This is a genomic window from Mannheimia glucosida, from assembly GCF_046267875.1.
Classification (GTDB): Bacteria; Pseudomonadota; Gammaproteobacteria; order Enterobacterales; family Pasteurellaceae; genus Mannheimia; species Mannheimia glucosida.
In genome coordinates this window covers 1,346,508-1,371,138 of sequence record NZ_CP176502.1, presented here as the reverse complement: position 1 = coordinate 1,371,138, position 24,631 = coordinate 1,346,508, and the positions used below count along the sequence as shown (strand labels likewise).

The 24,631-nt window shown below is 40.9% G+C and carries 26 protein-coding genes; 7 read left to right on the top strand and 19 right to left on the bottom strand.

The window, feature by feature from the left end:
• From ACJ7Z2_RS06670 to ppdD, 3 genes are read right to left on the bottom strand one after another with little or no spacing between them, the layout of a single operon-like run.
• Complete coding sequence (locus ACJ7Z2_RS06670) at window positions 1-1,197, bottom strand: type II secretion system F family protein (protein WP_409499747.1); 1,197 nt, start codon at window positions 1,195-1,197, stop codon at window positions 1-3.
• On the bottom strand, window positions 1,181-2,584 hold the full coding sequence (locus ACJ7Z2_RS06665) for a GspE/PulE family protein (protein ID WP_409499746.1): 1,404 nt from the start codon (window positions 2,582-2,584) through the stop codon (window positions 1,181-1,183). Before ACJ7Z2_RS06665 ends, ACJ7Z2_RS06670 begins: the two co-directional genes overlap by 17 nt.
• Window positions 2,585-2,604: 20 nt before the next feature.
• Window positions 2,605-3,084, bottom strand: a complete 480-nt coding sequence (gene ppdD / locus ACJ7Z2_RS06660; protein ID WP_409499745.1) for a prepilin peptidase-dependent pilin — start codon at window positions 3,082-3,084, stop codon at window positions 2,605-2,607.
• A gap of 180 nt (window positions 3,085-3,264) precedes the next feature.
• Here ppdD and radA point away from each other — a divergent pair, with 180 nt between their 5' ends.
• A complete protein-coding gene (gene radA, locus ACJ7Z2_RS06655; RefSeq protein ID WP_409499744.1) occupies window positions 3,265-4,644 on the top strand; it encodes a DNA repair protein RadA in 1,380 nt (459 codons plus the stop codon).
• A 54-nt stretch (window positions 4,645-4,698) separates the two neighbouring features.
• On the opposite strand, the gene ACJ7Z2_RS06650 is transcribed toward radA, so the two are convergent.
• Together ACJ7Z2_RS06650 and ACJ7Z2_RS06645 are read right to left on the bottom strand one after the other, a co-directional pair.
• Entirely contained in the window at window positions 4,699-4,929 is a 231-nt protein-coding gene (locus ACJ7Z2_RS06650; RefSeq protein WP_154704173.1) for a YgjV family protein, read from the bottom strand.
• A 119-nt stretch (window positions 4,930-5,048) separates the two neighbouring features.
• Window positions 5,049-5,543 (bottom strand): dihydrofolate reductase, encoded by a 495-nt coding sequence (locus ACJ7Z2_RS06645; RefSeq protein ID WP_409499743.1) that lies wholly within the window; start codon window positions 5,541-5,543, stop codon window positions 5,049-5,051.
• Window positions 5,544-5,654: 111 nt separating this feature from the next.
• Here ACJ7Z2_RS06645 and proB point away from each other — a divergent pair, with 111 nt between their 5' ends.
• From proB to ACJ7Z2_RS06625, 4 genes are all read left to right on the top strand, one after another.
• Window positions 5,655-6,746 (top strand): glutamate 5-kinase, encoded by a 1,092-nt coding sequence (gene proB, locus ACJ7Z2_RS06640; RefSeq protein WP_409499742.1) that lies wholly within the window; start codon window positions 5,655-5,657, stop codon window positions 6,744-6,746.
• Window positions 6,746-7,510 (top strand): TSUP family transporter, encoded by a 765-nt coding sequence (locus ACJ7Z2_RS06635; protein ID WP_006248395.1) that lies wholly within the window; start codon window positions 6,746-6,748, stop codon window positions 7,508-7,510. Before proB ends, ACJ7Z2_RS06635 begins: the two co-directional genes overlap by 1 nt.
• A gap of 2 nt (window positions 7,511-7,512) precedes the next feature.
• Window positions 7,513-8,145 (top strand): endonuclease III, encoded by a 633-nt coding sequence (nth, locus tag ACJ7Z2_RS06630; protein ID WP_006248394.1) that lies wholly within the window; start codon window positions 7,513-7,515, stop codon window positions 8,143-8,145.
• 203 nt (window positions 8,146-8,348) lie between these two features.
• On the top strand, window positions 8,349-9,599 hold the full coding sequence (locus ACJ7Z2_RS06625; RefSeq protein WP_409499741.1) for a multifunctional CCA addition/repair protein: 1,251 nt from the start codon (window positions 8,349-8,351) through the stop codon (window positions 9,597-9,599).
• Window positions 9,600-9,699: 100 nt separating this feature from the next.
• Here ACJ7Z2_RS06625 and ACJ7Z2_RS06620 read toward each other — a convergent pair whose 3' ends face one another.
• From ACJ7Z2_RS06620 to iscR, 11 genes are all read right to left on the bottom strand, one after another.
• Entirely contained in the window at window positions 9,700-10,635 is a 936-nt protein-coding gene (locus tag ACJ7Z2_RS06620) for a TDT family transporter (protein WP_061887166.1), read from the bottom strand.
• Window positions 10,636-10,757: 122 nt separating this feature from the next.
• Window positions 10,758-10,952 (bottom strand): Fe-S cluster assembly protein IscX, encoded by a 195-nt coding sequence (iscX, locus tag ACJ7Z2_RS06615; protein WP_006248391.1) that lies wholly within the window; start codon window positions 10,950-10,952, stop codon window positions 10,758-10,760.
• A complete protein-coding gene (fdx, locus tag ACJ7Z2_RS06610; protein WP_409499740.1) occupies window positions 10,952-11,293 on the bottom strand; it encodes an ISC system 2Fe-2S type ferredoxin in 342 nt (113 codons plus the stop codon). The genes iscX and fdx overlap by 1 nt, the downstream gene beginning before the upstream one ends.
• 16 nt (window positions 11,294-11,309) lie before the next feature.
• Window positions 11,310-11,675 carry an Imm51 family immunity protein gene (locus tag ACJ7Z2_RS06605; RefSeq protein ID WP_006248389.1) on the bottom strand — a complete coding sequence of 122 codons (366 nt, stop codon included), beginning with the start codon at window positions 11,673-11,675 and terminating at the stop codon, window positions 11,310-11,312.
• 9 nt (window positions 11,676-11,684) lie between these two features.
• The gene (gene hscA / locus ACJ7Z2_RS06600) at window positions 11,685-13,538 is read right to left on the bottom strand and encodes a Fe-S protein assembly chaperone HscA (protein ID WP_409499739.1); all 1,854 of its coding nucleotides are present in this window, start codon (window positions 13,536-13,538) and stop codon (window positions 11,685-11,687) included.
• A 275-nt stretch (window positions 13,539-13,813) separates the two neighbouring features.
• Entirely contained in the window at window positions 13,814-14,446 is a 633-nt protein-coding gene (locus ACJ7Z2_RS06595; protein WP_409499738.1) for a DUF2625 family protein, read from the bottom strand.
• Window positions 14,447-14,499: 53 nt separating this feature from the next.
• On the bottom strand, window positions 14,500-15,021 hold the full coding sequence (gene hscB / locus ACJ7Z2_RS06590; RefSeq protein WP_409499737.1) for a Fe-S protein assembly co-chaperone HscB: 522 nt from the start codon (window positions 15,019-15,021) through the stop codon (window positions 14,500-14,502).
• Window positions 15,022-15,030: 9 nt separating this feature from the next.
• Window positions 15,031-15,354 (bottom strand): iron-sulfur cluster assembly protein IscA, encoded by a 324-nt coding sequence (iscA, locus tag ACJ7Z2_RS06585; RefSeq protein ID WP_006248385.1) that lies wholly within the window; start codon window positions 15,352-15,354, stop codon window positions 15,031-15,033.
• Between the two features lie 108 nt (window positions 15,355-15,462).
• Window positions 15,463-15,846 (bottom strand): Fe-S cluster assembly scaffold IscU, encoded by a 384-nt coding sequence (gene iscU, locus ACJ7Z2_RS06580; RefSeq protein ID WP_126302245.1) that lies wholly within the window; start codon window positions 15,844-15,846, stop codon window positions 15,463-15,465.
• 120 nt (window positions 15,847-15,966) lie between these two features.
• Window positions 15,967-17,187 carry an IscS subfamily cysteine desulfurase gene (locus ACJ7Z2_RS06575; protein WP_409499736.1) on the bottom strand — a complete coding sequence of 407 codons (1,221 nt, stop codon included), beginning with the start codon at window positions 17,185-17,187 and terminating at the stop codon, window positions 15,967-15,969.
• 53 nt (window positions 17,188-17,240) lie between these two features.
• Window positions 17,241-17,693 (bottom strand): Fe-S cluster assembly transcriptional regulator IscR, encoded by a 453-nt coding sequence (iscR, locus tag ACJ7Z2_RS06570; protein ID WP_126302247.1) that lies wholly within the window; start codon window positions 17,691-17,693, stop codon window positions 17,241-17,243.
• Between the two features lie 365 nt (window positions 17,694-18,058).
• Between iscR and ACJ7Z2_RS06565 the strand changes: the two genes are divergently transcribed.
• Window positions 18,059-19,375 carry an outer membrane protein transport protein gene (locus ACJ7Z2_RS06565; protein WP_409499735.1) on the top strand — a complete coding sequence of 439 codons (1,317 nt, stop codon included), beginning with the start codon at window positions 18,059-18,061 and terminating at the stop codon, window positions 19,373-19,375.
• A 65-nt stretch (window positions 19,376-19,440) separates the two neighbouring features.
• The gene (locus ACJ7Z2_RS06560) at window positions 19,441-19,995 is read left to right on the top strand and encodes a methylated-DNA--[protein]-cysteine S-methyltransferase (protein WP_409499734.1); all 555 of its coding nucleotides are present in this window, start codon (window positions 19,441-19,443) and stop codon (window positions 19,993-19,995) included.
• 95 nt (window positions 19,996-20,090) lie between these two features.
• Here ACJ7Z2_RS06560 and ACJ7Z2_RS06555 read toward each other — a convergent pair whose 3' ends face one another.
• From ACJ7Z2_RS06555 to ACJ7Z2_RS06545, 3 genes are all read right to left on the bottom strand, one after another.
• On the bottom strand, window positions 20,091-21,941 hold the full coding sequence (locus ACJ7Z2_RS06555) for an ATP-binding protein (protein WP_409499733.1): 1,851 nt from the start codon (window positions 21,939-21,941) through the stop codon (window positions 20,091-20,093).
• A gap of 54 nt (window positions 21,942-21,995) precedes the next feature.
• Window positions 21,996-23,519 carry a subtype B tannase gene (locus ACJ7Z2_RS06550; RefSeq protein ID WP_409501119.1) on the bottom strand — a complete coding sequence of 508 codons (1,524 nt, stop codon included), beginning with the start codon at window positions 23,517-23,519 and terminating at the stop codon, window positions 21,996-21,998.
• A gap of 162 nt (window positions 23,520-23,681) precedes the next feature.
• Window positions 23,682-24,545 (bottom strand): hypothetical protein, encoded by an 864-nt coding sequence (locus ACJ7Z2_RS06545; protein ID WP_006248311.1) that lies wholly within the window; start codon window positions 24,543-24,545, stop codon window positions 23,682-23,684.
• Window positions 24,546-24,631: the final 86 nt, after the last annotated feature.

Below are 24,631 nucleotides of genomic sequence, written 5' to 3'. Positions count from 1 at the left end.
CTACTCCACCAAAGCACCCATATCAAAAATCGGTAAATACAGCCCGACAATAATAGTGCCGACAATCACGCCTATTATCAGCATTAGCATCGGTTCTAATAGCTGAGACAAAATATCAATTTGGTAATCTAATTTTTGTTGGTACATCTCACTAATATGCTCACACATTTTCGCCACATTGCCACTTTTCTCCCCAACCTCAAGCATTTGTGCCATCTCAGCCCCAAACACATTCGGGTTGATCCCTTGTGAAAATTTGTAGCCTTGTTGTAACAAATTAAGCATAGTGCCAATTTCTTGCTGTAAAATCGGGTCATCATTTTTCTCGGATAAAAACGACCTCAAGGCAACATCAAGCGGAATATGGGCATTCAGCATTAAGGCAATGTTTTGGCTGAAAAAGATAATGCGAGATTGCTCAATAATTCGACTAAACAGTGGCATTTTAGCCCATAGAGCCATTTTCCACTTTGCGACTAACCTGCTCTTTTTTGCAAAAAACAGGTAAAAAATGACCGCTAGTAGTAACGTACCAAGCAACACTGTACCTTGCTCAATCAAGCATTCGGAAAGGGTAAATAAAATATCGGTAATGAGGGGTAAAGTTTTGTCTTTTGAGCCATAAAGTTGAGCAAACTGCGGTACAATCAAAACCAATAGCCCGATAGATAAAGCGAGTGAAATCAGCAACACAATCACCGGGTAGAACAGGATTTTCTTCACTTTTTTCGCCAATTTTTCCGATTTCGCTCGGCTTTCAGCTAAATTAGTCAGCATAATGCCCAGTTTTCCGCTTTGTTCGCCCATTTTGATTAGCTGAATTTCTTGATTGCTCACAAATTGACCTAGTTTTTCTAACGATTGTGAAAAAGCATAGCCACTTTCAATGAGTTGAATCAGTGCATTCAACCATTGATAAAGGCGGATATTTCGGCAGTTTTGCAATAACATAGACAATGCCTGTTTTAGCGGAATGGCAGAATTAACCAACAATGCAAGCTGTGATAACAGGCTATTTACCTCTTCTTTTTTTGGGTTCGCTGAAAGCACAAAATTTCGGCTAATCCGAATGTGCTGATAACCTTGTGCCAGTAAAAGGTTTTCCAACATTTCTCGATTCGTTGCCAACCGCTTGCCCCTCTGTTTCTGCCCGAATCGGCTCAGAGCTTTCCAGTGAAATTCATAGATTTTCGTCATTGCCTAGCACCCTTAAAATTTCTGCCTGATTGGTTTTTCCTTCCGCCAATTTTTCTTTTGCACTGTCGGCAAGGGTTTTAAAATCCAAACAAGCGGTGTTTTTTTCAAAATTTTTTGCAGCTCGGCTAAAGAGTTGATACACACCGATTCGCCCTTTATAGCCTTGATAACAATGCTCGCAACCTGCTCCGCTACATTTCTCACACACTCGGCGTAACAGGCGTTGAGCAATCACGAGTAGCAATGAATTTTTAAGTTCATACTCTTTTATGCCAAGCTGTAGCAACCGTTCCACCGCTGAAGGGGCATCATTGGTGTGCAAAGTCGAAAGCACCAAATGCCCGGTTTGTGCTGCCCTTAGTGCCATTTCTGCACTCTCTTCATCACGAATTTCGCCGAGCATAATAATGTCCGGATCTTGGCGTAGAAAGGTTCTTAACAGTTGGCTGAAATCTAAATTAATCCCTCGATTCACTTGGGTTTGGATAATTCCCTCAATCTCAATTTCAATCGGGTCTTCCGCGGTTAAAATATGCTTTTCACTGCTGTTTAAATGGCTTAATGCACTGTAAAGCGTGATGCTTTTACCGCTCCCGGTCGGGCCGGTTACTAAAATCAACCCTTGAGGCTGACTGAGGGCATTCAGCAAATTGGCTTTCTGAGCCGGGTTAAAGCCTAAATCTAAAAAATCAAAATGGGTCGGTTTATTTTTTTGTAGCCGTAGCACCACTTTTTCGCCGAAGTGCGTTGGCAAGGTAGAAACACGGAAATCCAGTGTTTCAGCTAACAGTGTTTTGAAATGAAATTGCCCGTCTTGTGGCAAGCGAGTCTCGCTGATATCGAGCTTCGCCAATAATTTAACCCGTGAAATCAAACGGCTGGATAAACTACTCGGCAAGCTTTTATAAATATGTAGCACGCCATCAATTCTTAATCGAATTAATAATGTCTCTTTTTGTGGTTCAAGATGGATATCGGAAGCGTTCTGTTGCAAACAGAACTTAAACAAATTCTCTAAAATTTGGATAATCGGATCATTTCTATCCGGCTGCTCGTTATTCTCGGAAAAAGGATAAAGCGGATTTTCTTCATAAATTTCACTCTGCTGGCTACTCTGCTCAGGCGAAAGGGCATTGAGCAAAAATTTTAATTCTTCGGAGGAAATCAAAACAGGTTCAATCTGTTTGTGGTAGATAAACGCAAAAATCTCGCAGGCATTGAGGTTTTGCATATCATCAATCCCTAGCCAAAGCTGTTCTTCGGTTTCTTGCAGTGGAACAGCTAAATAACGCAACAAAATCTGTTTTTCATTGCAATTTTTCTGCCACTGCTCTGCTGAAATCTCAATGAACCTTTGGCTGTTTAAGTCGGTTACCGAATACTCCATTTTGATTTCCTCACCTCAAATTAGCCGTTTGGTGTAGTGGTTGTGCTACAGAAATTAGCTGGAAATAGGCTGGTATCACTGCCGCTACAACTTGCCGCCCAGCTAATCGTATTATTTGAGAACGATGGTGTTAAGGTGTAGCTATAACCATTCAGCGAGCCTTTGCCGGTTACTGTAATCACGCCTTTTGTTACCGCAATCGAATTTAGGTATTTAGTGGTATTACTGCTGGTTTTATTCGCCTGAATCCCATTCGTGCCACCGGAGCAGTTATCCAACCCGCCACTGTTGTAAATACAGACTTCAACGTCTGATTTATACGAAGCAGATGCTTGTAATAACTCCGATAACGCCGCCTTTTGGGTGTATGAGTTATAGGAAGGGATCGCAATAGTGGCAAGAATGGCAATAATCGCAATCACGATCATCAACTCAATGAGGGTAAATGCCCGATGAAGTTGGCGAATGCCAAGCGGTCGAAAATGTACAATTTTTTGCATATAAATTCCTTATAAATTGCACCAACAAATTGTGGCGAATCAAGTGTGCAAATTTTTTGCCTGCTTTGCGACCGGCAAATTTTAATTTTTCGACGCAGATCGAAAAAATAAAATTTTTATCTGTTTATCCATACAGTTTTTTGTTAGAATTTGCCAAATTTACTCAATTAGGAATCAAGAATGGCAAAAGCACCTAAAACCGCTTATGTTTGTAACGATTGCGGGGCTGAATATTCCCGTTGGATGGGGCAATGTAAGGAATGTAAGTCTTGGAATACCATCAGTGAAGTACGGTTGATTTCCAGCAAAGAAACGGCGAAATCTGACCGCTTTAGCGGCTATGCCGGTGAAACGTCAGGCAAAGTACAAACGCTGTCTGACATCAGCTTGCAGGAAGTGCCTCGCTTTAGCAGTGGCTTTAACGAGCTGGATCGTGTACTCGGTGGCGGTGTGGTGCCGGGGTCGGCCATTCTGATTGGTGGCCACCCGGGGGCAGGGAAAAGTACATTATTACTGCAAGTAATGTGCGGTTTAGCCCAACATCTGCCAACGCTGTATGTCACCGGTGAAGAGTCGTTACAACAAGTGGCAATGAGGGCAAATCGCTTAGGCTTACCAACCGCAAATCTGAAAATGTTGTCTGAAACCTCTGTCGAGCATATTTGCAATATTGCAGACCAAGAAAAACCGAAGATTATGGTGATTGACTCAATTCAGGTTATGCACTTGTCGGATATTCAATCTTCACCCGGCAGTGTTTCACAAGTGCGTGAATGTGCATCTTTCCTTACCCGCTACGCCAAAACCCGCCAAGTGGCGATTATTATGGTTGGGCACGTCACTAAAGATGGCACGCTTGCCGGCCCGAAAGTATTGGAACACGCCATTGATGCCTCCTTGCTTTTGGAAGGCGAATCCGATTCCCGCTTCCGGACTTTGCGTAGCCAGAAAAACCGTTTTGGTGCTGTTAATGAATTGGGCGTATTTGCGATGACCGAACAGGGGCTAAAAGAGGTTAAAAACCCATCAGCGATTTTCTTAAGCCGTAGCGAAGAGCAAACGCCGGGCAGTTCGGTAATGGTGTTATGGGAAGGGACACGCCCATTGTTGGTTGAAATTCAAGCCTTAGTTGATCACTCAATGCTGGCAAACCCTCGCCGAGTGGCGGTTGGCTTAGATCATAACCGTTTATCGCTATTACTTGCGGTGCTACACCGACACGGTGGCTTGCAGATGTCGGATCAAGATGTGTTTGTGAATGTGGTCGGTGGGGTGAAAGTCACGGAAACCAGTGCCGATTTAGCCTTAATTTTAGCGTTAATTTCCAGCTTCCGTAACCGCCCGTTACCGCAGGATTTGGTAATTTTTGGAGAAGTCGGTTTAGCTGGGGAAATCCGCCCAGTTACCAGTGGGCAAGAACGGATCAGCGAAGCCGCAAAACACGGTTTTAAACGGGCGATAATTCCTCACGGCAATGCCCCGAAAAAGGCAATTAAAGATATGCAGGTGTTCACCGTGAAAAAACTCAGTGATGCGTTAGATATTCTGTATAATCTCTAAAATCAAAAACCGCTTGTAAGCCTGTCTTACAAGCGGTCTGTTTTAGACAAAAATTTACGAATGTGCAGTTGTCAGTTGATTCGCTTTGAAAATATAGTACAAATTAATGCACACCACCAACGCATTTAAGCCAGTCACCGGAATCGAGCCAATCAGCAAGCCATAAATAACAAAACAGGCACAACCCAGCGAATTCACCACCCGCAGTTTAATCACATCTTTTAATAAAAAAGAACAGGCAACTAAAATCATCGCCACATAGCCAAGTATTTCAACATAGTCCATTTAGAACCTCCTCAAATAAAATAAACTGCCGATATTTTAAAGGCTGTTTTTTTATTTGTATCTAGCTCCAAAAATAGCAAAGGTTTGCGTTCACATTTTTGCTTTTAACCGCTTAGTTATTAAGCAGATTTTCGTTCTAAACGCATAAAACGGCAGCGTAACGGGTTATTTTCATCAATTTCTGACCACCTTTCTTCTGCTAACGCCCAATTTTGTTCATCAAATTCAAAGAACGTATCGCCATCAATTTCCGCTTGAATTTCTGTGAGATACAGCGTGTCAGCCTTCGGTAGTGCCTGTTTAAATAGTTCTCCGCCACCAATAATCATTATTTCATCTGTGCTTGCAAAATTTTTTGCTAATTCGACCGCTTGTTCAAGCGATTGTGCCGCATAAGCCCCTTCCACTGTAAAACCTGAACGGGAAAGAATAATATTAGGACGTTCTGGCAATAGCCTACCAATTGATTCATAGGTTTTACGCCCCATAATCACTGGTTTGCCTAACGTGTTTTGGCGAAACCACGCTAAATCTACCGGCAAATGCCACGGCATTTGGTTATCTTTGCCAATCACCTTGTTGATTGTTCGGGCAACAATAATGCTGATTTTCATTTTTTCTCCTATTATGCAAATTGGTTTGATTTTATATCAAATTAAGCGTGATTTTACACCCTAAAAGTGATACTTTTGGCAACATTATTTTTAGTTACAAGTGAACAGATTATGTCAAAAACTATCGTGATAAAATTTGGCACCAGCACTCTCACACACGGCACTAAAAGTTTAAGCCGTCCTTATATGTTAGAGCTGGTAAAGCAAATCGCTCAATTACACCAACAACATCGTGTGATTGTGGTGACTTCCGGGGCTGCTGCTGCCGGTCGGGACTATTTAGGACACCCTGAACTCCCTAAAACCTTAGCCTCTAAGCAAATGTTAGCGGCGGTCGGGCAAAGTCAGCTTATTCGGGTGTGGGAAAATTTATTCGATATTTATAATATTCATATCGGGCAGATGCTCTTAACCCGAGCCGATCTGGACGATCGTGAACGTTTCCTTAATGCTCGAGATACCCTTGATGCTCTGCTTGCACAAAGAATCATTCCGGTGATTAATGAAAACGATGCCGTTGCCACCGAAGAATTTAAAGTCGGTGATAACGATAATTTATCAGCTTTAGTTGCGATTTTGGCTCAAGCAGATCAGCTCTATTTATTAACCGACCAAGAGGGCTTATTTAGTGCCGACCCTCGCTCGAACCCTGATGCCAAACTGCTCTCGGTGGTGGAAAAAATCACGCCTGAAATCCGCCAAATTGCCGGTGGCAGTTCAACCGGATTAGGCACAGGCGGAATGAGTACCAAAATTACTGCTGCTGATATTGCTACCCGCTCCGGTGTGGAAACCATCATCGCCTCCGGTTCTCGCCCAAATGTGTTAGTTGATTTAGCAAACGGGCAAAACATCGGCAGTAAATTTTTAGTCCAATCTGACCGCTTGGAAGGCAGAAAACGCTGGTTATTTGCTGCTCCGCAAGTGGGTGAAATTGTGGTAGATTTCGGGGCGGAACAAGCCTTGCTTCAACATAAATCATTACTGCCGGTGGGAGTTTCTGCCATCAAAGGCGAATTTACTCGAGGTGAAGTAATCAAAATTTTCAGCCAAGACGGCAAAGCCTTAGCACTCGGCATTGCCCGTTATAGCAGTGAGGCATTGCTGCGAATTAAAGGTAAGAAATCAAAAGAAATTGAATCGCTCCTTGGTTATGAATTTGGTTCTGTTGCAGTGCATAGTGACGAAATGGTGGTGTATTAATGGAATTGGGAATTGATGTTTTAGCAATCTTGTTTGCCGTTGCGACCCTTGCCGGCTTTATTGATGCCATCGCTGGTGGCGGTGGCTTACTCACTATTCCGGCATTAATGGCAGCAGGGCTTCCTCCGGCAATGGCACTTGGCACGAATAAATTACAGGCGTGTGGCGGTTCACTCTCTTCCTCACTCTATTTTATTCGCAAAAAAGCTGTTAATTTAAAACAAATTTGGTTGCTAATTCTATGCACTTTTTTAGGCTCTGCCGCCGGTACTATTTTTGTGCAAATGATCAATGTCGATTTCTTAAAAACATTGTTGCCTTTCTTAATTCTGATTATCGGCATCTATTTTTTGGTCAGCCCTAAAATTGGCGATGAAGATCGTAAACAACGCATTAGCTTTACCCTATTTGCCTTTACCGCCGCTGTCGCTCTCGGTTTTTATGATGGAATGTTCGGACCGGCAACCGGCTCTTTTATGACTCTGGCATTTATTTTGCTGCTCGGCTTCAACCTCTCTAAAGCCGTAGCACACGCCAAAGTGATTAATTTTACCTCCAACTTTGCCTCATTAATTTTCTTTACACTTGGTGGTGCGGTAATGTGGAAAATCGGCTTAATTATGATGGTCGGGCAATTTATTGGCGGCACACTCGGTGCGAAAATGGTAATGACAAAAGGCAAAAAATTAATCCGTCCGATGCTAGTGACGATGTCTTTTATGATGGTCGGCAAAATGCTCTACGAGCAAGGAATTTTTAATTAACAATGAATAAAGCAAAACGTATTGAGATTTTAACCCGTTTACGCAATGAAAATCCAAAACCGACAACTGAACTCAATTACAGTAATCCGTTTGAATTATTAATTGCCGTAATTCTATCCGCCCAAGCGACCGATAAAGGCGTAAATAAAGCCACAGACAAGCTCTTCCCTGTCGCCAACACGCCACAAGCGATTTTAGATTTAGGCGTAGATGGGCTAAAAGAGTACATCAAAACTATCGGCTTATTTAACAGCAAGGCAGAAAATATTATCAAGACCTGCCGAGATCTGATCGAAAAACACAACGGCGAAGTGCCTGAAGACAGAGATGCCCTCGAAGCCCTTGCCGGTGTCGGCAGAAAAACCGCCAATGTGGTGATGAATACCGCATTCGGACACCCTACAATTGCAGTTGATACCCATATTTTCCGAGTATCAAACCGCACAAACTTCGCCCCGGGCAAAAATGTGGTTCAGGTGGAAGAAAAACTGCTGAAAGTTGTACCAGATGAATTTAAAGTCGATGTTCACCATTGGCTGATTTTACACGGACGCTACACTTGCATTGCCCGTAAGCCTCGTTGTGGCTCTTGTATTATTGAAGATTTATGCGAATTTAAAGAGAAAACGGAATAACATTATCCGATGGTATTCATAGTCTAATAAATAACTCCCCTCTTTAGAAAATCAGGGGCTGGGGGAGATTTGATACTATTTCAACATTTCGTATGAGCGTATAGAAATTTTGCCAAATCTCTCCTACCCCCTCTTTGCTAAAGAGGGGAATTAGATCGAGCGTAAAATACGACAAGCGGTCATTTTTTTGAGATTTTTTGCAAATGGATATTTATTTAGTCGGTGGAGCAGTGCGGGATCAACTTCTTGGGCTGCCAGTGAAAGATAGAGATTTTTTAGTGGTTGGCGCAACTGCCGAACAACTTTTAGCCCAAGGATTTCAACAAGTTGGGGCAGATTTTCCGGTGTTTTTACACCCAAAAACCAAAGAAGAATATGCCCTTGCTCGCCAAGAACGTAAAAACGGCAATGGTTACAACGGCTTTATTTGCGATTTCTCCCCAAACGTCACGCTTGAGCAAGATTTAATCCGCCGAGATTTAACCATTAACGCCATCGCCCAAGATGAGAACGGCACGCTTTTTGATCCTTATGGCGGTGTGCAAGATTTAGAAAATCGGCTACTCCGCCACGTTTCTCCGGCATTCAGTGAAGATCCGCTACGGGTGATACGGGTTGCCCGCTTTGCCGCCCGTTTTCATTCATTTGGTTTTGCCATTGCTCCTGAAACCCTGAAATTAATGCGAGAGATGGTAAAAAGCGGTGAGTTGGAAAATTTAACCGCAGAACGGGTGTGGCTGGAAACACAAAAAGCCTTTGAAACCGATAATCCGCACGTTTATTTTGACATTTTACGCTTAGTTGGGGCGTTAAAAGTGCTATTCCCTGAACTGGATCGCCTGTTTGGCGTGCCACAGCCTACCCAACACCACCCTGAAATTGACTCCGGCAAACACACGTTAATGGTGCTACAACAGGCAAAAAGACTTGCAAAAAAAGCGGAAAATCCGACCGCTTTACTATTTTCTGCTCTTTGCCACGACTTAGGCAAAGGCTTAACGCCTGCTGATATTTTGCCTCATCACTACGGACACGAAGTCAAAGGTATTCAACCAACCCGAGAGTTAGCCAATCGATTAAAAATCCCAACTGAGATTAAAGATTTTGCCCTTTTAGTGACCGAATACCACACGCATTGCCATAAAATGGCAGAACTTCGCCCTGAAACGGTAATAAAACTGTTTAACAGCCTAGATGTGTGGCGTAAACCAAACCGCTTTTTTGATTTCCTGCTCGCCTGTGAAGCGGATGCTAGAGGGCGATTAGGTTTTGAACAGCGGAATTACCCCCAACCTGAATTGGCGAAAAAATATTACCAAGCCGCAATCGAAATTGATGTGCAGCAAGTTATTCAAGACGGTTTTGAAAAACAAGCAATTCGGGAAGAGCTGAATAAACGCAGAGTGTATGCGGTAAGAAGCATCAAGCTAGATAGCGACCTAATAAACCATTAGGTTATCCGCCACTTTCTCAAAATCAATTCCCAAAGTTCAAGTTGGTTAAATGTATGGATTCTTTAAAAGGTGGCGTTATTTTAGTGAATTTATAATGTTCCTATGCTCTTGATTGTTGTAGCCACAATTTCAGGGTAAAGATCAGCAATAACCCAATGCCGAAATTGGCAATAGTGAAGCCGGCTAACCCAATAAAAGATAAAGGTTCAAATTGATAAAATTCAATCGCACCTCTTGCCATTGCAGCTAAACCAAATGAAAATGCCCAGAAACCCATCGAGAAGCCATTTTCAGCTATCCATTTGAGGTTTCGTAAAATAAAACAGAATTGTAAGAATCCATATCCCCATAACATTTTTGCCAACAAGTCTAATTCTCCACCCATAGAAAAATAGGCAGAAGCGCCCACAAATGCCGGAGCAAGAACAATTCCTAAAGATGGTCTAGCAATCGGAAAAAGCGGACTAAGCCGAATTCTTTGTAACATAGTGGGTTCATATACTAACCAGGAAATTATGCCAATGCCTAAAAATAAAGAGGCAATTTCACTGTAGCCAATTAAGCTTAATGAACTTGCCATAGTGAAGCTTCCTGCAATTGGCGGTAGGTAATGTACCGGGTGTAGCGTTTCCGGCAAAAATTGTGTGCCTTTCCATAATCCACCAATAATAAAAACCAAGAAAATTAAATGCACAATGACGCCTAAAAAAATCAATAGTTCGCCTAAATAAAAGCCCCATACATAGAGTACATCACCGCTTATCATGGTTGTCATTGTCACTAAGGAAAATAAACAACATTGCACCGGGTGCATAAATTCTGCTTTAATCTGCTCAAAACAAAAAAACACACGATACACATAACAGCCTAATAAGGCTACCCAAAGTATGACTGACGTTCCAGCAATGATATTACCAATTGTTGTAGCATAAGGAGTGATAGGCGTTGCATTTAACCAGGCAAGGCCTAACGCTCCCAGCCCTAATGGCATTGCAAAAAAACCTGTCGTTATTGGAAAAGGTTTAGATTCACTCATAAATTTGTCCTCATATAATGCATAACTGTATTCGCCTTTATAACAGTCATATGTAAAAAATGTTATTTTTCTAACCGCTTGTAATAAGAAAAACCTAAAGCACTTGCTTTAGGTTCTTGCTGCTATTCATACTCTTCTAGCCAAATAGTTAAAATCGCTTCAAGAATATGTTCGTTTGATGCTTCCGGATCATCATCGAAATCTTCCATTTCGCAAATCCATTTATGCATATCTGTAAAACGAACCGTGGTCGGGTCTAAATCCGGGTTCATATCATACAGATTTTCTGCAATCATTCGGGTATCTGTCCATTTCATTAGTGTGCTGCCTCATTTGCGTGATTTAAATTATATTTCGGAATTTCAACGACTAAATCTTCCTCACCAACAATACATTGGCAACTTAAGCGGCTGTCCATTTCCAAACCCCAAGCTTTATCTAGCATATCTTCTTCTTGATCTGAAGTATCATTTAACGAATCAAAACCTTCACGAATCACCACATGGCAAGTGGTACAAGCACAAGAACAGTCGCAAGCGTGATGAATTTCAACGCCTGCTTCGTGTGCAACTTCTAATAAATTATCGCCGGCTTTAGCTTCAACAACCATACCTTCCGGACAGAACTCTTCGTGTGGAAGAAAAACAATTTTTGGCATTTTTAGTTTCCTTTTACTAATCCCATTCAATATTATCCAGATGTTCGCCGATGAAGTTTAAAATCTCTTCCTCATTTTCAACCAGATAAACAATAATCTTCTTTAATTCCCTTGCTTTCTCTTTACTTTTCTCGGAAAGCGGATAGGTAACATAATAACATCCTACGTCCGGATCTTCTTCTAATAACTCTAATAGGCTTGGACGATAAATACTAAGATAAGCCCGTAAAAATGCAGCCCAGTTATAACCGTTCATATAAGCAACATCATATTCAGTATTAATCCGCTCGCCCAGCTCAAAAATGCGGTTATCCTCTAAATCAAATTCAACTGCAACGGTTCTGAATTGTTCTGAAATCTCGGTTTTTACATAGTTAGACATACTGCCCCCTTATGCTAAATCGTCCATTTTTTTACCGGCTAACGCTTTTTGAATTGATAAATTCATACGCCGTGCTGCAAATTCTTGCGTAGCTAAATCCACCTCTTTGATACCTTGCTGAATTGCAAAGCGATCAGTACCTTCTTTTAATTCGATTAAACGGGCTAATTGTGCTTCAATCGCTTGGAATTCCTCTACGCTCAACACCTCTGCACCATCTTCTTTCAATGCCGTTACGACACTATCAATCACTCGGTCGGCCTCAACCCGTTGCTCAACTAACTGACGAGCTTCCATATCTTCTTTGGCATTTGCCATCGAGGACTTAATCATCTGTGTCACTTCTTCATCAGTTAAACCATAAGATGGTTTGATTTGAATTGAAGCCTGCACTTTGGTCGATTTTTCCATTGCGGTCACGTTTAATAAACCGTCTGCATCGACTTGGTAAGTCACTCGCACCTGTGCAACCCCTGCCGCCATTGCCGGAATGCCACGCAAGGTGATTTTGCCTAAAGAGCGGCAATCTTCCACTAATTCACGCTCGCCTTGTAAAACGTGGATTGTCATCGCCGTTTGTCCGTCTTTACCGGTGGTAAATTCTTGCGCCCGAGCCACCGGAATGGTGGTATTGCGTGGAATAATTTTCTCCACCAAACCGCCCATCGTTTCAATTCCGAGTGAAAGCGGCACAACATCAAGCAACAACATATCGGAATCCGGTTTATTGCCGACTAAAATATCCGCTTGCACCGCCGCACCAATAGCAACCACTTTATCCGGGTCGATAGAGGTTAATGGCGTTTTACCAAAAAACTCGCCGACTTGTTCACGCACAAACGGAACTCGGGTTGAACCGCCTACCATTACCACTTCTTGAATTTCTTCTGCTTCAACACCTGCATCTTTCAATGCTCGGCGACAAGTCATCAATGAACGTTTTACAAGCGGTTGGATTAGCTCATTAAATTGCGAACGGCTTACTACACCTATCCAATTTGCAAATTTCACCTCAAATTCGACCGCTTGCGAAAGAGCAATTTTTGCTTGAGTAGCTAAGGTTAATAACTCACGCTGTTCGCTTGCAGTTTGTGGCTGGTAATTTGCCTGTTTGGCAATCCATTCCGCTAATAGGTGGTCGAAATCATCGCCGCCAAGTGCGGTATCCCCTGCGGTTGCCAATACTTCAAATACGCCTTTGCGTAAACGCAAAATGGATAAGTCGAAAGTACCTCCACCTAAATCGTAAACAGCAATCACACCTTCTTGTCCGCTGTCTAAGCCATAAGCAATCGCTGCTGCCGTTGGTTCATTGAGTAAACGCAAGACATTTAAGCCTGCAAGACGAGCAGCATCTTTGGTGCTTTGGCGTTGTGCGTCATCAAAATAAGCCGGTACGGTAATTACTACACCTGAAAGCTCTCCACCTAAACGCTTTTCAGCAAATTGTGTCAAGTGGCTTAGAATATCTGCCGAAACTTCAATCGGGCTTTTATTGCCTTGAGCAGTTTGAATTAAAGGTAAACCGTTTTCGCTCGCCACAAATTGATAAGGTAAATTTTGATAGCGTTGCTGAACATCTGCCAAAGAACGCCCAATTAGCCGTTTAGCTGAAATAACGGTATTTTTCGGGTCAAGAGCCGCTTTGGCAAAGGCTTCAACCCCAACCGTTTTTTCTACTTCTGCATAATGCACTACTGACGGCACTAATGCTCTTTCTTGTTCATCAAGTAATACTTGAGCCTGCCCACTACGCACAGCAGCTACTAATGAATTAGTTGTCCCTAGATCAATTCCTACCGCTAATTTATGTTGATGCGGTGCAGCGGTTTGACCGGGTTCAGAAATTTGTAATAATGCCATTTATTTATCTCTTTATCTTTCTAACTTAGTTCTCTATTGTATTAAATGGAGTGAAATATATTGTTTAAGAGAAGCTGGAGATTCCCCTCTCCCTGATTTTTCTTCTGAACGAAGAAAAATCTATCCCTCTCCCACAAGGGGAGAGGGTTATTCTTTCAAAAAGTCAAAACAACTAAAAAATTAGCATTCTCCTTTTGTAGGAGAAAATGTTGTTCTTTCAAAATTCTAAAATAACCGCAAAATTAACTCTCTCCCCTTGTGGGAGAAAGTTAAAACTACGCCACCGAATATCCCATATTTTCAGGGGCAAATTCACCCTGGTAGTGGCGTTCAATCGGTACAGCGATTTTACTAGCGAGATCCAGCACCTGATGTCCTTGTAATTTTTCTACATCGGTTTGCCAGTTTTCCCAACGCAAATCCTGGTAAAAATGGTTTAAATCCCCTGCTAATGCCCAGCCTAGAAATTCTGAATAACCTAATTGGGTGTTTTCCCATTTTTTAGCTTTTGGGTGATAGTAATAAACTTTGCCGAGCTCTGAGCCAATTCCGCCTGCATTAATAGCAAAATAACCGCCAATTGCATCATCAGCGATTAATAAATGGCTAGGTTGCTCGCCCGATTGTTTAAACGTTTTGCCGAAGTTCCAATCGAATAGCCCTCGAGGTAATTTCTCATTACCCGAGCCTAAAATACGTAACCAGCCGTGATCAATAAACACACCACCTGTTTCATAAAGTATTGCCCCAAGCGGCGAACGAGTGGAAAGTTGCATACCAACTAAAGCACTTCCGGCATCTTCAGGGTAACTCGCTAAAATTTCGTAATGATTTTTGGCTTGGGTAAACCAGTCTCTTAAAATTAACCAAGCCGATTGTTTATCTAATAATTGTTCTAAATTTTTCATTTGCAAAATTTCCTTAGAATTTGACCGCTTGCGAAAACCATACAAATATAGGACTAATAATCAAAGAATTTTTCTTCCACTTTCTCAATCTGAATAATTAATTTTTTAAAGTAACGGAGCTTGTCGGTTAACGCATTGGCTTTTTGCCAGTCGGCTGCATTTAACGTTTGTTCAAGCTGTTCTAATACTGCTTTTTGTTCCGCTTTAATCTGTTTTAAAAAGACGGTCAGTTCGGTTTCGTCTTTACGATGCTCAATGGTTTCCAGTTTTTCGTGCCATTCGAGTTGCTGCATTAAGAAATCCACATCTCGCATACTTTTTTCTTCGAGATTTTTGGCTTCACCTGTATGGATTTCAATCATCGCTTCTGCCCGTAAAACCGGATCTTTAAGAATATTGAGTGCCTCATTGACATCAGCAGATTTTTGCACTGCTTCTAGCTGTTCTGCACTTGATTTATGAGCAAAATTATCTGGATGAAGCTGTTTCTGTAATGCAAGATAACGCTCAGAAAGCTGGGCGTTATCAAGTTGAAATTGAACGGGTAAATCAAATAAAGTAAAAGGGTTATTCATTACAGTTCCTTACACACTAAAACTTTCGCCACAGCCGCATTCGTTTTTAACATTCGGGTTGGTGTATTTAAAGCCTTCGTTTAAGCCTTCTTTCACAAAATCCAGCTGCGTACCGTTTAAGTAAGTCAGACTTTTTTCATCCACAATAACTTTTACACCGTGTTGTTCAAAAACCTGATCGTCTTCATTTAATACATCAACAAATTCAAGCACATAGGCAAGCCCCGAACAACCGGAGGTTTTTACGCCAAGCCTTAGCCCAATGCCTTTACCTCGGTTTTCTAAGAATGTACGAACTCGGTTTGCGGCAGCTTCTGTTAAGGTAATGCTCATAGTTTTCCTTATGTGAATGGATTAAATCAAGATAGAAATAGCAAATGCAAGCGGTTAAATTTTGCAAATTTTTTGCAAAAATCGACCGCTTGCATTGATTGTATCATATTACTTAGCTTGTTTTTCTTTGTAGTCTGCAATTGCAGCTTTGATTGCATCTTCTGCTAAGATTGAACAGTGAACTTTTACCGGTGGTAATTCTAACTCTTCAGCGATATCACTGTTTTTAATCGCACCTGCTTCCTCTAAGGATTTACCTTTTACCCATTCGGTAATGAGAGAACTTGATGCGATTGCAGAACCACAACCGTATGCTTTAAAGCGTGCATCTTCAATGATACCCTGATCGTTCACTTTAATTTGTAAACGTAAAATATCACCACAAGCTGGCGCACCTACCATACCGGTACCGATGTCTGATGCTTCTTTATCAAAAGTCCCTACGTTGCGTGGGTTTTCGTAATGATCAATTACTTTTTCGCTATATGCCATTTTTATATTCCTTTTATTTCCGGCGAAAAATATTTCGCCCCTACATTCAATTTACTATTTGTGATGAAAGCTTATTTTGTAGGGACAAATTATTATTTGCCCTTGCAAAATTTTTCTGAATTAGTGGTGATTCCATTCGATTTTAGACAAATCTACACCATCTTTGAACATTTCCCAAAGAGGCGAAAGCTCACGCAATTTCACGATAGCTTTTTTCACGATTTCAATAGTATGATCGATTTCTTCTTCAGTCGTCCAACGACCTAAAGTGAAACGGATTGAGCTGTGAGCTAATTCATCGTCACGACCGATTGCACGTAATACATAAGATGGCTCTAAACTTGCAGAAGTACAAGCTGAACCTGATGATACTGCGATATCACGTAATGACATCATTAACGATTCGCCCTCAACAAAGTTAAAGCTGATATTTAGGTTTGAACCGATACGTTTACCGTCTTCCATTGAACCATTTACATATACTTCTTCAATATCTTTGAAGCCGTTATATAAACGATCACGTAACACGGTTAAACGAGCCATTTCGCTTGCCATTTCTTCTTTAGCAATACGATATGCTTCACCCATACCTACAATTTGGTGAACAGGTAATGTACCCGAACGCATACCACGCTCGTGACCGCCACCGTGAATAATCGCTTCTAAACGTACACGTGGTTTACGGCAAACATATAAACCGCCGATCCCTTTTGGTCCGTATAATTTGTGGCTTGAGAAAGACATTAAATCAACATTTAACTCTTGTACATCAACTGGAATTTTACCTACAGACTGGGTTGCATCAACATGGAAAATGATTTTCTTCGCACGGCAGATTGCACCGATTTCTTTGATCGGTTGAATTACGCCCATTTCGTTATTGACGTGCATTACCGAAATTAAAATCGTGTCCGGGCGGATAGCCGCTTCTAATTTAGCTAAATCTAAAATACCGTCTTCTTCAGGGTCTAAGTAAGTTACTTCAAAACCTTCACGCTCTAACTGACGACAAGTATCTAATACTGCTTTATGTTCGGTTTTAACAGTGATAATGTGTTTACCTTTGGTTTGATAGAAATGCGCAGCACCTTTAATAGCTAAGTTATCAGACTCTGTCGCACCAGAAGTGAAAACGATTTCACGACTGTCTGCACCAATTAAATCGGCAATTTGGTTACGAGCCACATCAACAGCTTCTTCTGCTTCCCAACCAAATTTGTGTGAGCGAGAAGCAGGGTTACCAAAGATGCCGTCTTTGGTCATATATTCCATCATTTTTTTTGCAACACGCTCATCCATTGGCGTAGTTGCAGCATAGTCCAAATAAATTGGTAATTTCATTTTTACTCCTGATTAAAATAACCAAGCGGTTATTTTTAATAAAAAATTTGCAATTAGTGATGATGCGGATGATCGTGACAATGCTCTTTTTCACAATCGTGATCAGCATGTTCAGCAGCTAAATCAGCAACTGAAATTGTCCCTAAAAACTGCTCAATTTGATCTTCTAATCGCTCCCACAAAGAATGCGTTAAACATTGAGAATCTTTACGACAATTACCACTGCCCTTACATCTAGTTACATCAATATTTTCATTAACTGCGTTAATAATCATTCCTACGCTAATATCTTCAGGTCTTTTACCTAGCTGATAACCACCACCCGGGCCTCGAACACTTTGCACAAGCCCATCACGGCGAAGTTGTGCAAAAAGCTGTTCCAAATAGGAAAGGGAAATAGCTTGGCGATCTGAAATATCGGCTAAACTCACCGGTTCTGATTTTCCGTGTAAAGCAATATCTAAAATAGCTGTTACCGCATAACGGCCTTTTGAGGTAAGTTTCATAAATCTCCTCGTGAATTTCCCAGAAAATCATCTGGGGAAGTTGTTAAATTTTGATATACCCCACTAATTTAGTCAATCATTTAGAACTAATTAGTGTGAAAGGTTTTATATATTAAAAATACCCTAAATGTCCGAGCTAATTATACGGAAAAATACACTAAAAAACCAAAAGAAAGTCAAAATAAGTCGATAATTTACGCAATTTTGCGTTCAACTGATCGGAACAGATGTTTTTTTATAAAAATTTAATTGATAGAGTAAATTTAGCCCCGTAAAATCCGCCTGTTATATTAAATATTAACAATACATCATTTTATTTATTCAAATTACAATTCTTTCCTTTTCATAAATTTAAGAGACTTACTATGAAAAACTTTTCAAAAACATTACTTGCTTCAGTGATTACACTTAGTTCAGCAGGGGCATCAGCTGCTGCATTCCAATTGGCAGAAGTTTCAACTTCAGGCTTAGGAATGGCCTATGCAGGTAATGCTGCAGTTGCCGATAACGCTTCTGTGGTGGCAAGCAATCCGGCATTGATGACATTATTTAAACAAACTGAAATTTCTGCTGGTGGTGTTGTGGTTAATGCTGATGTTAATGTTGATGGCAACTTAGGCCCTTATAAAGCATCTCAAAAGAATATTATTCCAACTGCTTTAGTCCCGAATTTATATATTGTTTCACCTATCAATGACCGCTTTGCAATTGGTGGTGGCGTAAATGTAAACTATGGTATGAAGTCACACTTTGATCCTGATTTCAATGCAGGTATGTACGGCGGTAATACCGAATTAAAAGTCATCAACTTTAACTTAAGCGGTGCTTATAATTTAGGCTACGGTTTTAGTGCTGGTGCGGGCTTAAATGTACTTTACTCTGAAGCGGAATTTATTCGCCATCTAGGTATTGGCGGTAAAGTATTAGCAAGCAGATTGCCTACAGCTGCCGCCTCACTAGCTCAAATGCAAAATAATACTGAAATTGCCCGTGTTAAAGGCGATGAATGGAGCTTAGGCTGGAATGCTGGTTTAATGTATGAGATCAATGAAAGAAACCGTTTAGGTGTTGCTTATCACTCTGCAGTTAATGTGAAATTTAAAGGCCAATACTCAAATGGGTTCCCAACCGCATTTAACGCTTTGTTAGCAAACCCAGCTATTGCAGCTCAATCACCAATGAGCCAAGCAACCGGCGGACAAGAAATCCCGGGTCGCTTAACGCTACATCTACCGGCTTACTGGGAAATTTCAGGTTATCACAAACTAACCGACAAATTAGCAATGCAATATAGCTATAAACGTACAGAATGGGAAAAATTCAAAGCTTTAACCGCTTATGGTGAATCCGGTAATGTTTTATTAAATAAAGAAGAAAACTACAGCGACTCTTCTCGTGTTGCATTAGGTTTCTCTTATGATGTAAACGAATCCTTAACATTGCGTACCGGCATTGCCTATGATGAAACTGCAAGTGTAACCAGTCCGTCAATTTCTATTCCAGACACTGATCGTACTTGGTATAGCCTAGGCGCAACCTATCGCTTCACCCCAAATCTTTCAGCAGATTTAGGTTACTCGCATTTAAGAGGTTCAAAAAACCAATTTAAAGAAGGAAATGCAGTATTTAACGTGAAATCACGTGCTAACCTTTACGGTTTAAACGTAAACTACAAATTCTAATTTGATGAATTAAGGTTTAAAGAGGTGTAAAATCAATTACACCTCTTTTTTATTGGCATAAAAAAATGAAATTTCAAATTTACTACGATTACTACCCTAGCCCCATCGGGCAATTATTGCTTTTAGTCACAGAAAAAGGCTTAATTTACATTGAGCTAGGGCAAGAGCAACAAACCACCTCGCTTGATAATTTTCTTTCTGCTCAAGTTGCAAGCGGTCAGATTTTAGAAATTTTTTGCAAAACCAAAGAGATTTTAGACCGCTATTTTGCCGGCGAGCTATTAGATTTTCAGCAGTTGGATTTTCTTGCTCCGCAAGGCACACCATTCCAGCAATCAGTTTGGAAAATTTTGCGTGAAATTCCTTACGGGCAAACCACAACCTATGGCGAAATTGCCACCCAATTAGGCAAACCAAGTGCAATGCGAGCCGTCGGCGGTGCGGTTGGGCGAAATCCGATTTCGATTTTAGTGCCTTGCCATCGAGTATTAGGGAAAAATCAAGCCTTAACCGGATTCGGTGGTGGCTTGCCGAATAAACGTTTTCTATTACAGCTTGAAGGCATTGCCTATAAAGATAAAGGCATTGAATTTGTAAAACCGAAAACTAAGAAATGGTAAATACGTTTTGATAGCGCAAGCGTCCACGCTTGTGCTTAGATCTTAAAATTTGGCACAAGCGTGGACGCTTGCGCCATCGTAACATTTCAAATTTACTAAATGTCCCCCTTGCTTCTAACATATTCCTTAGCTAATTGTAAATCCATCTGCCATTTGGAATAAATCATTTCCACCCAGTGTGCAATATTTTGCTCCCACTGCTCGCCGTTATCGGATTGAGCAAGCTGAGCAGTTTGTTGTAGCTGATGTAATCCGACTGATGCTAATGCTCCCTTAATCTTATGAGCCTCATCTGCCGTTAATTTACGGCTTTCCGCCGAATTTGTGGTTTGCCAATCGCTTAAATAACGCTGTAAATTTGCCAAATAAGTGGGCATTAAATCAGCAAATAAATCCATATTGGCAAGCACATTCTCTTTCCCCATTACCCCAATCAATTCATTAAGAATTGTGATGCTATAAGGTAAATTTTCAGAACCGCTCTCTACAAGCGGTTGTTTTTCTTCATTTTTTTGCAAAAAATTATCGCCAAAATACTGATTTAAACAACGCATTAATTCATCTAAAGAGAGCGGTTTGTGTAGAACATCGTCCATACCTTGTGCTTGGTATTCTTGTCGGCTTTGAATCACATTCGCAGTCAAAGCAACCAACAACGGTAAATAGTCAATTTCCTCGTTTTCATATTGCCTTCTTAATTGCTGAGCAATCTCAAAGCCGGTGGTGTCGGGCAGTTGAATATCAAGTAAAATCAGATCATAGCTGTTCTGTGCAAAATGTTGGTACGTTTCTTCACCACTCATTGCCACATCAACCTCACAACCAATTTTTTCCAACATTGCTCGAGCAACCACCACATTCATTTCGATGTCTTCTACCAATAGCACCTTAAGGGAATGTTGCTGAATAGCAAATATCGGCTTGGTTTCCGTGCTTTCCGCCTGCACAGTGAGGGTAAAAGTTGAGCCTTGATTTTCTTGGCTTGCCACCACCAAATCACCGCCCATTAGCTTCGCAATGCGTTTCGAGACCGATAAGCCAATCCCGCTACCTTGCGCTTTTTTCTCTTTAGAGTTTTCCGCTTGGTAGAACATATCAAAAATTTTGCGTTGATCTTTTTCCGGAATACCGATGCCTGAATCCGTCACCGCAAAGCTAAACTGTTCTTTATCTAATTGGTAAATTTCCAGCAAAATTCGACCGCTTGCAGGGGTAAATTTCACCGCATTGCTGATCAAATTCCATAAAATTTGGCTCAAGCGTGCGTGGTCAATATAGATATACTTCGGCAAATCAGGCGGATACTTCACTTCAAAATTAATCTGCTTATTGCCCGCCATAAAATGCCCAAAATTAGCAATATCGTGAATGAGTTGTTCAAATTCCACCTCTTTTCTTACCAATTCAATTCGGCTACTATCAATTTTTTCTAAATCAATAATATCGCCAAAAATATGAGCCAATGCAGTGGCACTCATATTGATAGTTTTTAAATATTCTTGCTGTTTTTCGGTGGTTTTATCATCTAGCAAAATTTGGCTCAAGCCGATAATTCCATTAAGGGGAGTACGAAGTTCGTGACTAATGGTCGCCATTAAAATGCTTTTATCGCGGCTGTTTTTTTCTAATTTAGCGTTAAGATAGGCATCTTGTTCCCGGAGTTCTTCCAAATCTCTTACTGCTTTTTCTAATTTCAAGCGAGATATTTCAAGTTTTTCCACCAATAACGTGAAGAAATAAAGCACAAAAGGCGCAGAAATTAAACCAAAAGCGATGGAGCGTAAAATATCCACCACGACTACTCGCCCAATAAAAAGATAGGTTAAGCTACTTTGAATTAAAATTGCCGAAAGAGCGACCATAAAAAAGCCTAAAAGAGAAGCTTTTAACCGCCCTAGCTTTAATACCCAATTAATATATTTTTGGCTAAATTTTTTAACTTGCATACGACCTCAAAACAAAAAGCAGACCATTTGATCTGCTTTATTCTACTCTATTTTTTACTTTTTGCCTTTGACTAGCTCATCAGCCCATTGGAATAATTCATCTACATCATAATCACCTGAATGGGGTACATTCCACGGGGTTTCATAGCTGACATTCTTGCCTGCCATTTGCAGTTTTATGGCTAAGATCGCCGAAATTGCCAGCGAGGTATCTCTATCTGCCGTCCCCACCCTAATCCGCCAATGCTCTGCCGCATTTGGATTATCCAAATAGTGCATCGGGTTCATACGTTTCACGATTTGTGATTCGGCTAAATTAAGATCTTTATTGGCAGAGCGTTCTGCACTATAAAGCGTAAAATGGCGGTTATTTTCCGTTTCTGTGCCAAATAAATTGTTCTCGCCCGAACTTCCATTTAACGCATCAAACGCCGGTGGAGATTTCATTCGTTTATCTGAAAACACATAACCAAACCAGTCCACACTGCTGACTTTTCCTTTCTCAAATGAAAGCCAACTGGTTTGTTGAAAGGCTTTTTGCTCTTCGCTATCTTGAGCTAAATCGCTATAGGCTTTATTTGCCGACGTTTTTACCACTTCAGCCAAATAATCTTTAAACGAGCCGTTGCCTTTTGGATCAAGAGTTAAAGGATTGCCTTTCTCATCAACCAAATGCAAACTGTTCAAATAAGTCGGAAAGCGTTCTGCCAATTCATTAGAAACTTTAATTTCCGCCTCATTTAACGAGCCTTCAATTTTTGGCTTTGGTTTTGAGCGGTCGTTAAACTCTGCTGCATTTAATCGGCTCATATCCATTCGGCTATATTCATTTACACCGTTAAATTGCCATTCATACGCCATATCCGCATTTTCAAGGTTGGTGATTGGGCAATAAGCAGAAACTGCAAAAATTTTGTCACTGGCATTCAATGCCCCCGCCTCTTTCAAATAAGGCTCATAGTCGTAATGATCAGCTGAAGCCCCTAACAAAGTAGATAATGCTCCTCCGGCACTGGTGCCGTTTGAGATAATTTTATTTGCATCGCCCGGCATTTTTTCATCATTAGCGTGCAGATACCGCACTGCTGATTTTAAATCAATAATAGCAGAAGGTGCTTTGCCGGTGTATTTTCCCTCTTTTTGTAGCGTGCGTCCTCTTGCTCCCACACTTGCCACCACATAGCCTTTAGATAACGCCACCAAAATCGTACTTGGTGAACCGTCACGTCTTTTTCTATCATAACTTGCCGCTTTTGCCGGCATATAGCCCCCCACTGAATTTGGCAAGAAGATCGGGGCGGTATTCGCTTTATAACCGTTGATCTCGCCCTCATTATAATAGGCTTCAGGCACATAAAAGTTGAGCGTTTGATATTCAGGCTCAACAGGATTATTTACATACACTATTCGCTCAAAGGCACGGAATTGGATCTTCTCACCATTTAATTCCGTTTCAATTAAACGGTAGTTTTGATCATTAAAGACTAAATCATAGCCCGATTCAGTCTTATTAAAGAATGGCTGTGTCTCTTCAGCCGGTTTTTCCGGCGGTGCAGCAAAACTCTGAGTATATAGCATTGAAGAGGCAATAAGTGTAGATAAGGCTTTTAGCTTCATTTTTTGTCCTTTATAAAATATGAATCGGTACAACAAGCGGTCGAATTTAGCGAATATTTTACACTATATTGCTCAAAAATTAAGGGCGAACATTATGTTCGCCCTTAATTTTGGAAAGTATATTTACCGCCAGTAAAACAAGCAAATAATCGCCACAATCGCAATCGCTACGCCTAAGTAGTTCACTTTGTGGATTTTCTCTTTAAAGAAGAATGCCCCTACGAAAGTGCCTAAGCAAATTACCCCTAAGTTCATTCCCGTAAACACTAAGGTTGGATCATCTTTCATTGCTTGGTGAGCTTGAATATAGAACAGAATATTGCCGAAGTTGAGTACACCTAATAACAAGCCGGTTAAGACACTTGGAACGTGCCATTGAGTACGTTTTAGCAGCAAATAGATAAACATAAAACAACCTGCACCGATAAAGGCAATCGAAAGCGTAACCGGGAAGGCCGAACCTGATTTGGCAATCTGTTTAAATAAAATATCATTCACACCATAGCCGACCCAAACCAGAGCGAGGCTGATAATCGCAATTTTCCCGCCTTTTTCCATTCCCTGATTGCCTTTCCATAATAAGCAACCGAGTGCCACAAAAGCTAATAACAGAGCAATTAATTTGTTTTGAGTGACCTGCTCACCAAAAATGGTGAATGCCGCCAAAATCGGCAGGAACAGTGATAAGCGTTGTGCTGCATCGGTTCGGATAATACCGGCAAACTCTAAAGCTTTTGCTTGCACTAAAAAAATAGTCGGTAATGTGATGCTTAAAATCACAAAAATGTAAGAAGTCGGATTATTAGCGATAATATCGGTAATCGACTGCCCTTGGTAATCCGGCTTCAGTAATAAAAAAGTCATCGTGGTGGTGACGATATAGTTCACCGCAATACTTTGGTCAATCCGAATACCTTTTTGGCGGGCGAATTTAATTAACACGCCAACAGTCACGCTACATAAAATCGCTAAAATAAGTTGTAACATTTCATTTCTCCTTTTAAAAACGAAGGCTGTATTCTATAAATATGCTTAAATTTTGGCTAGTACAAGCGGTTAAATTTAGCGGAAAA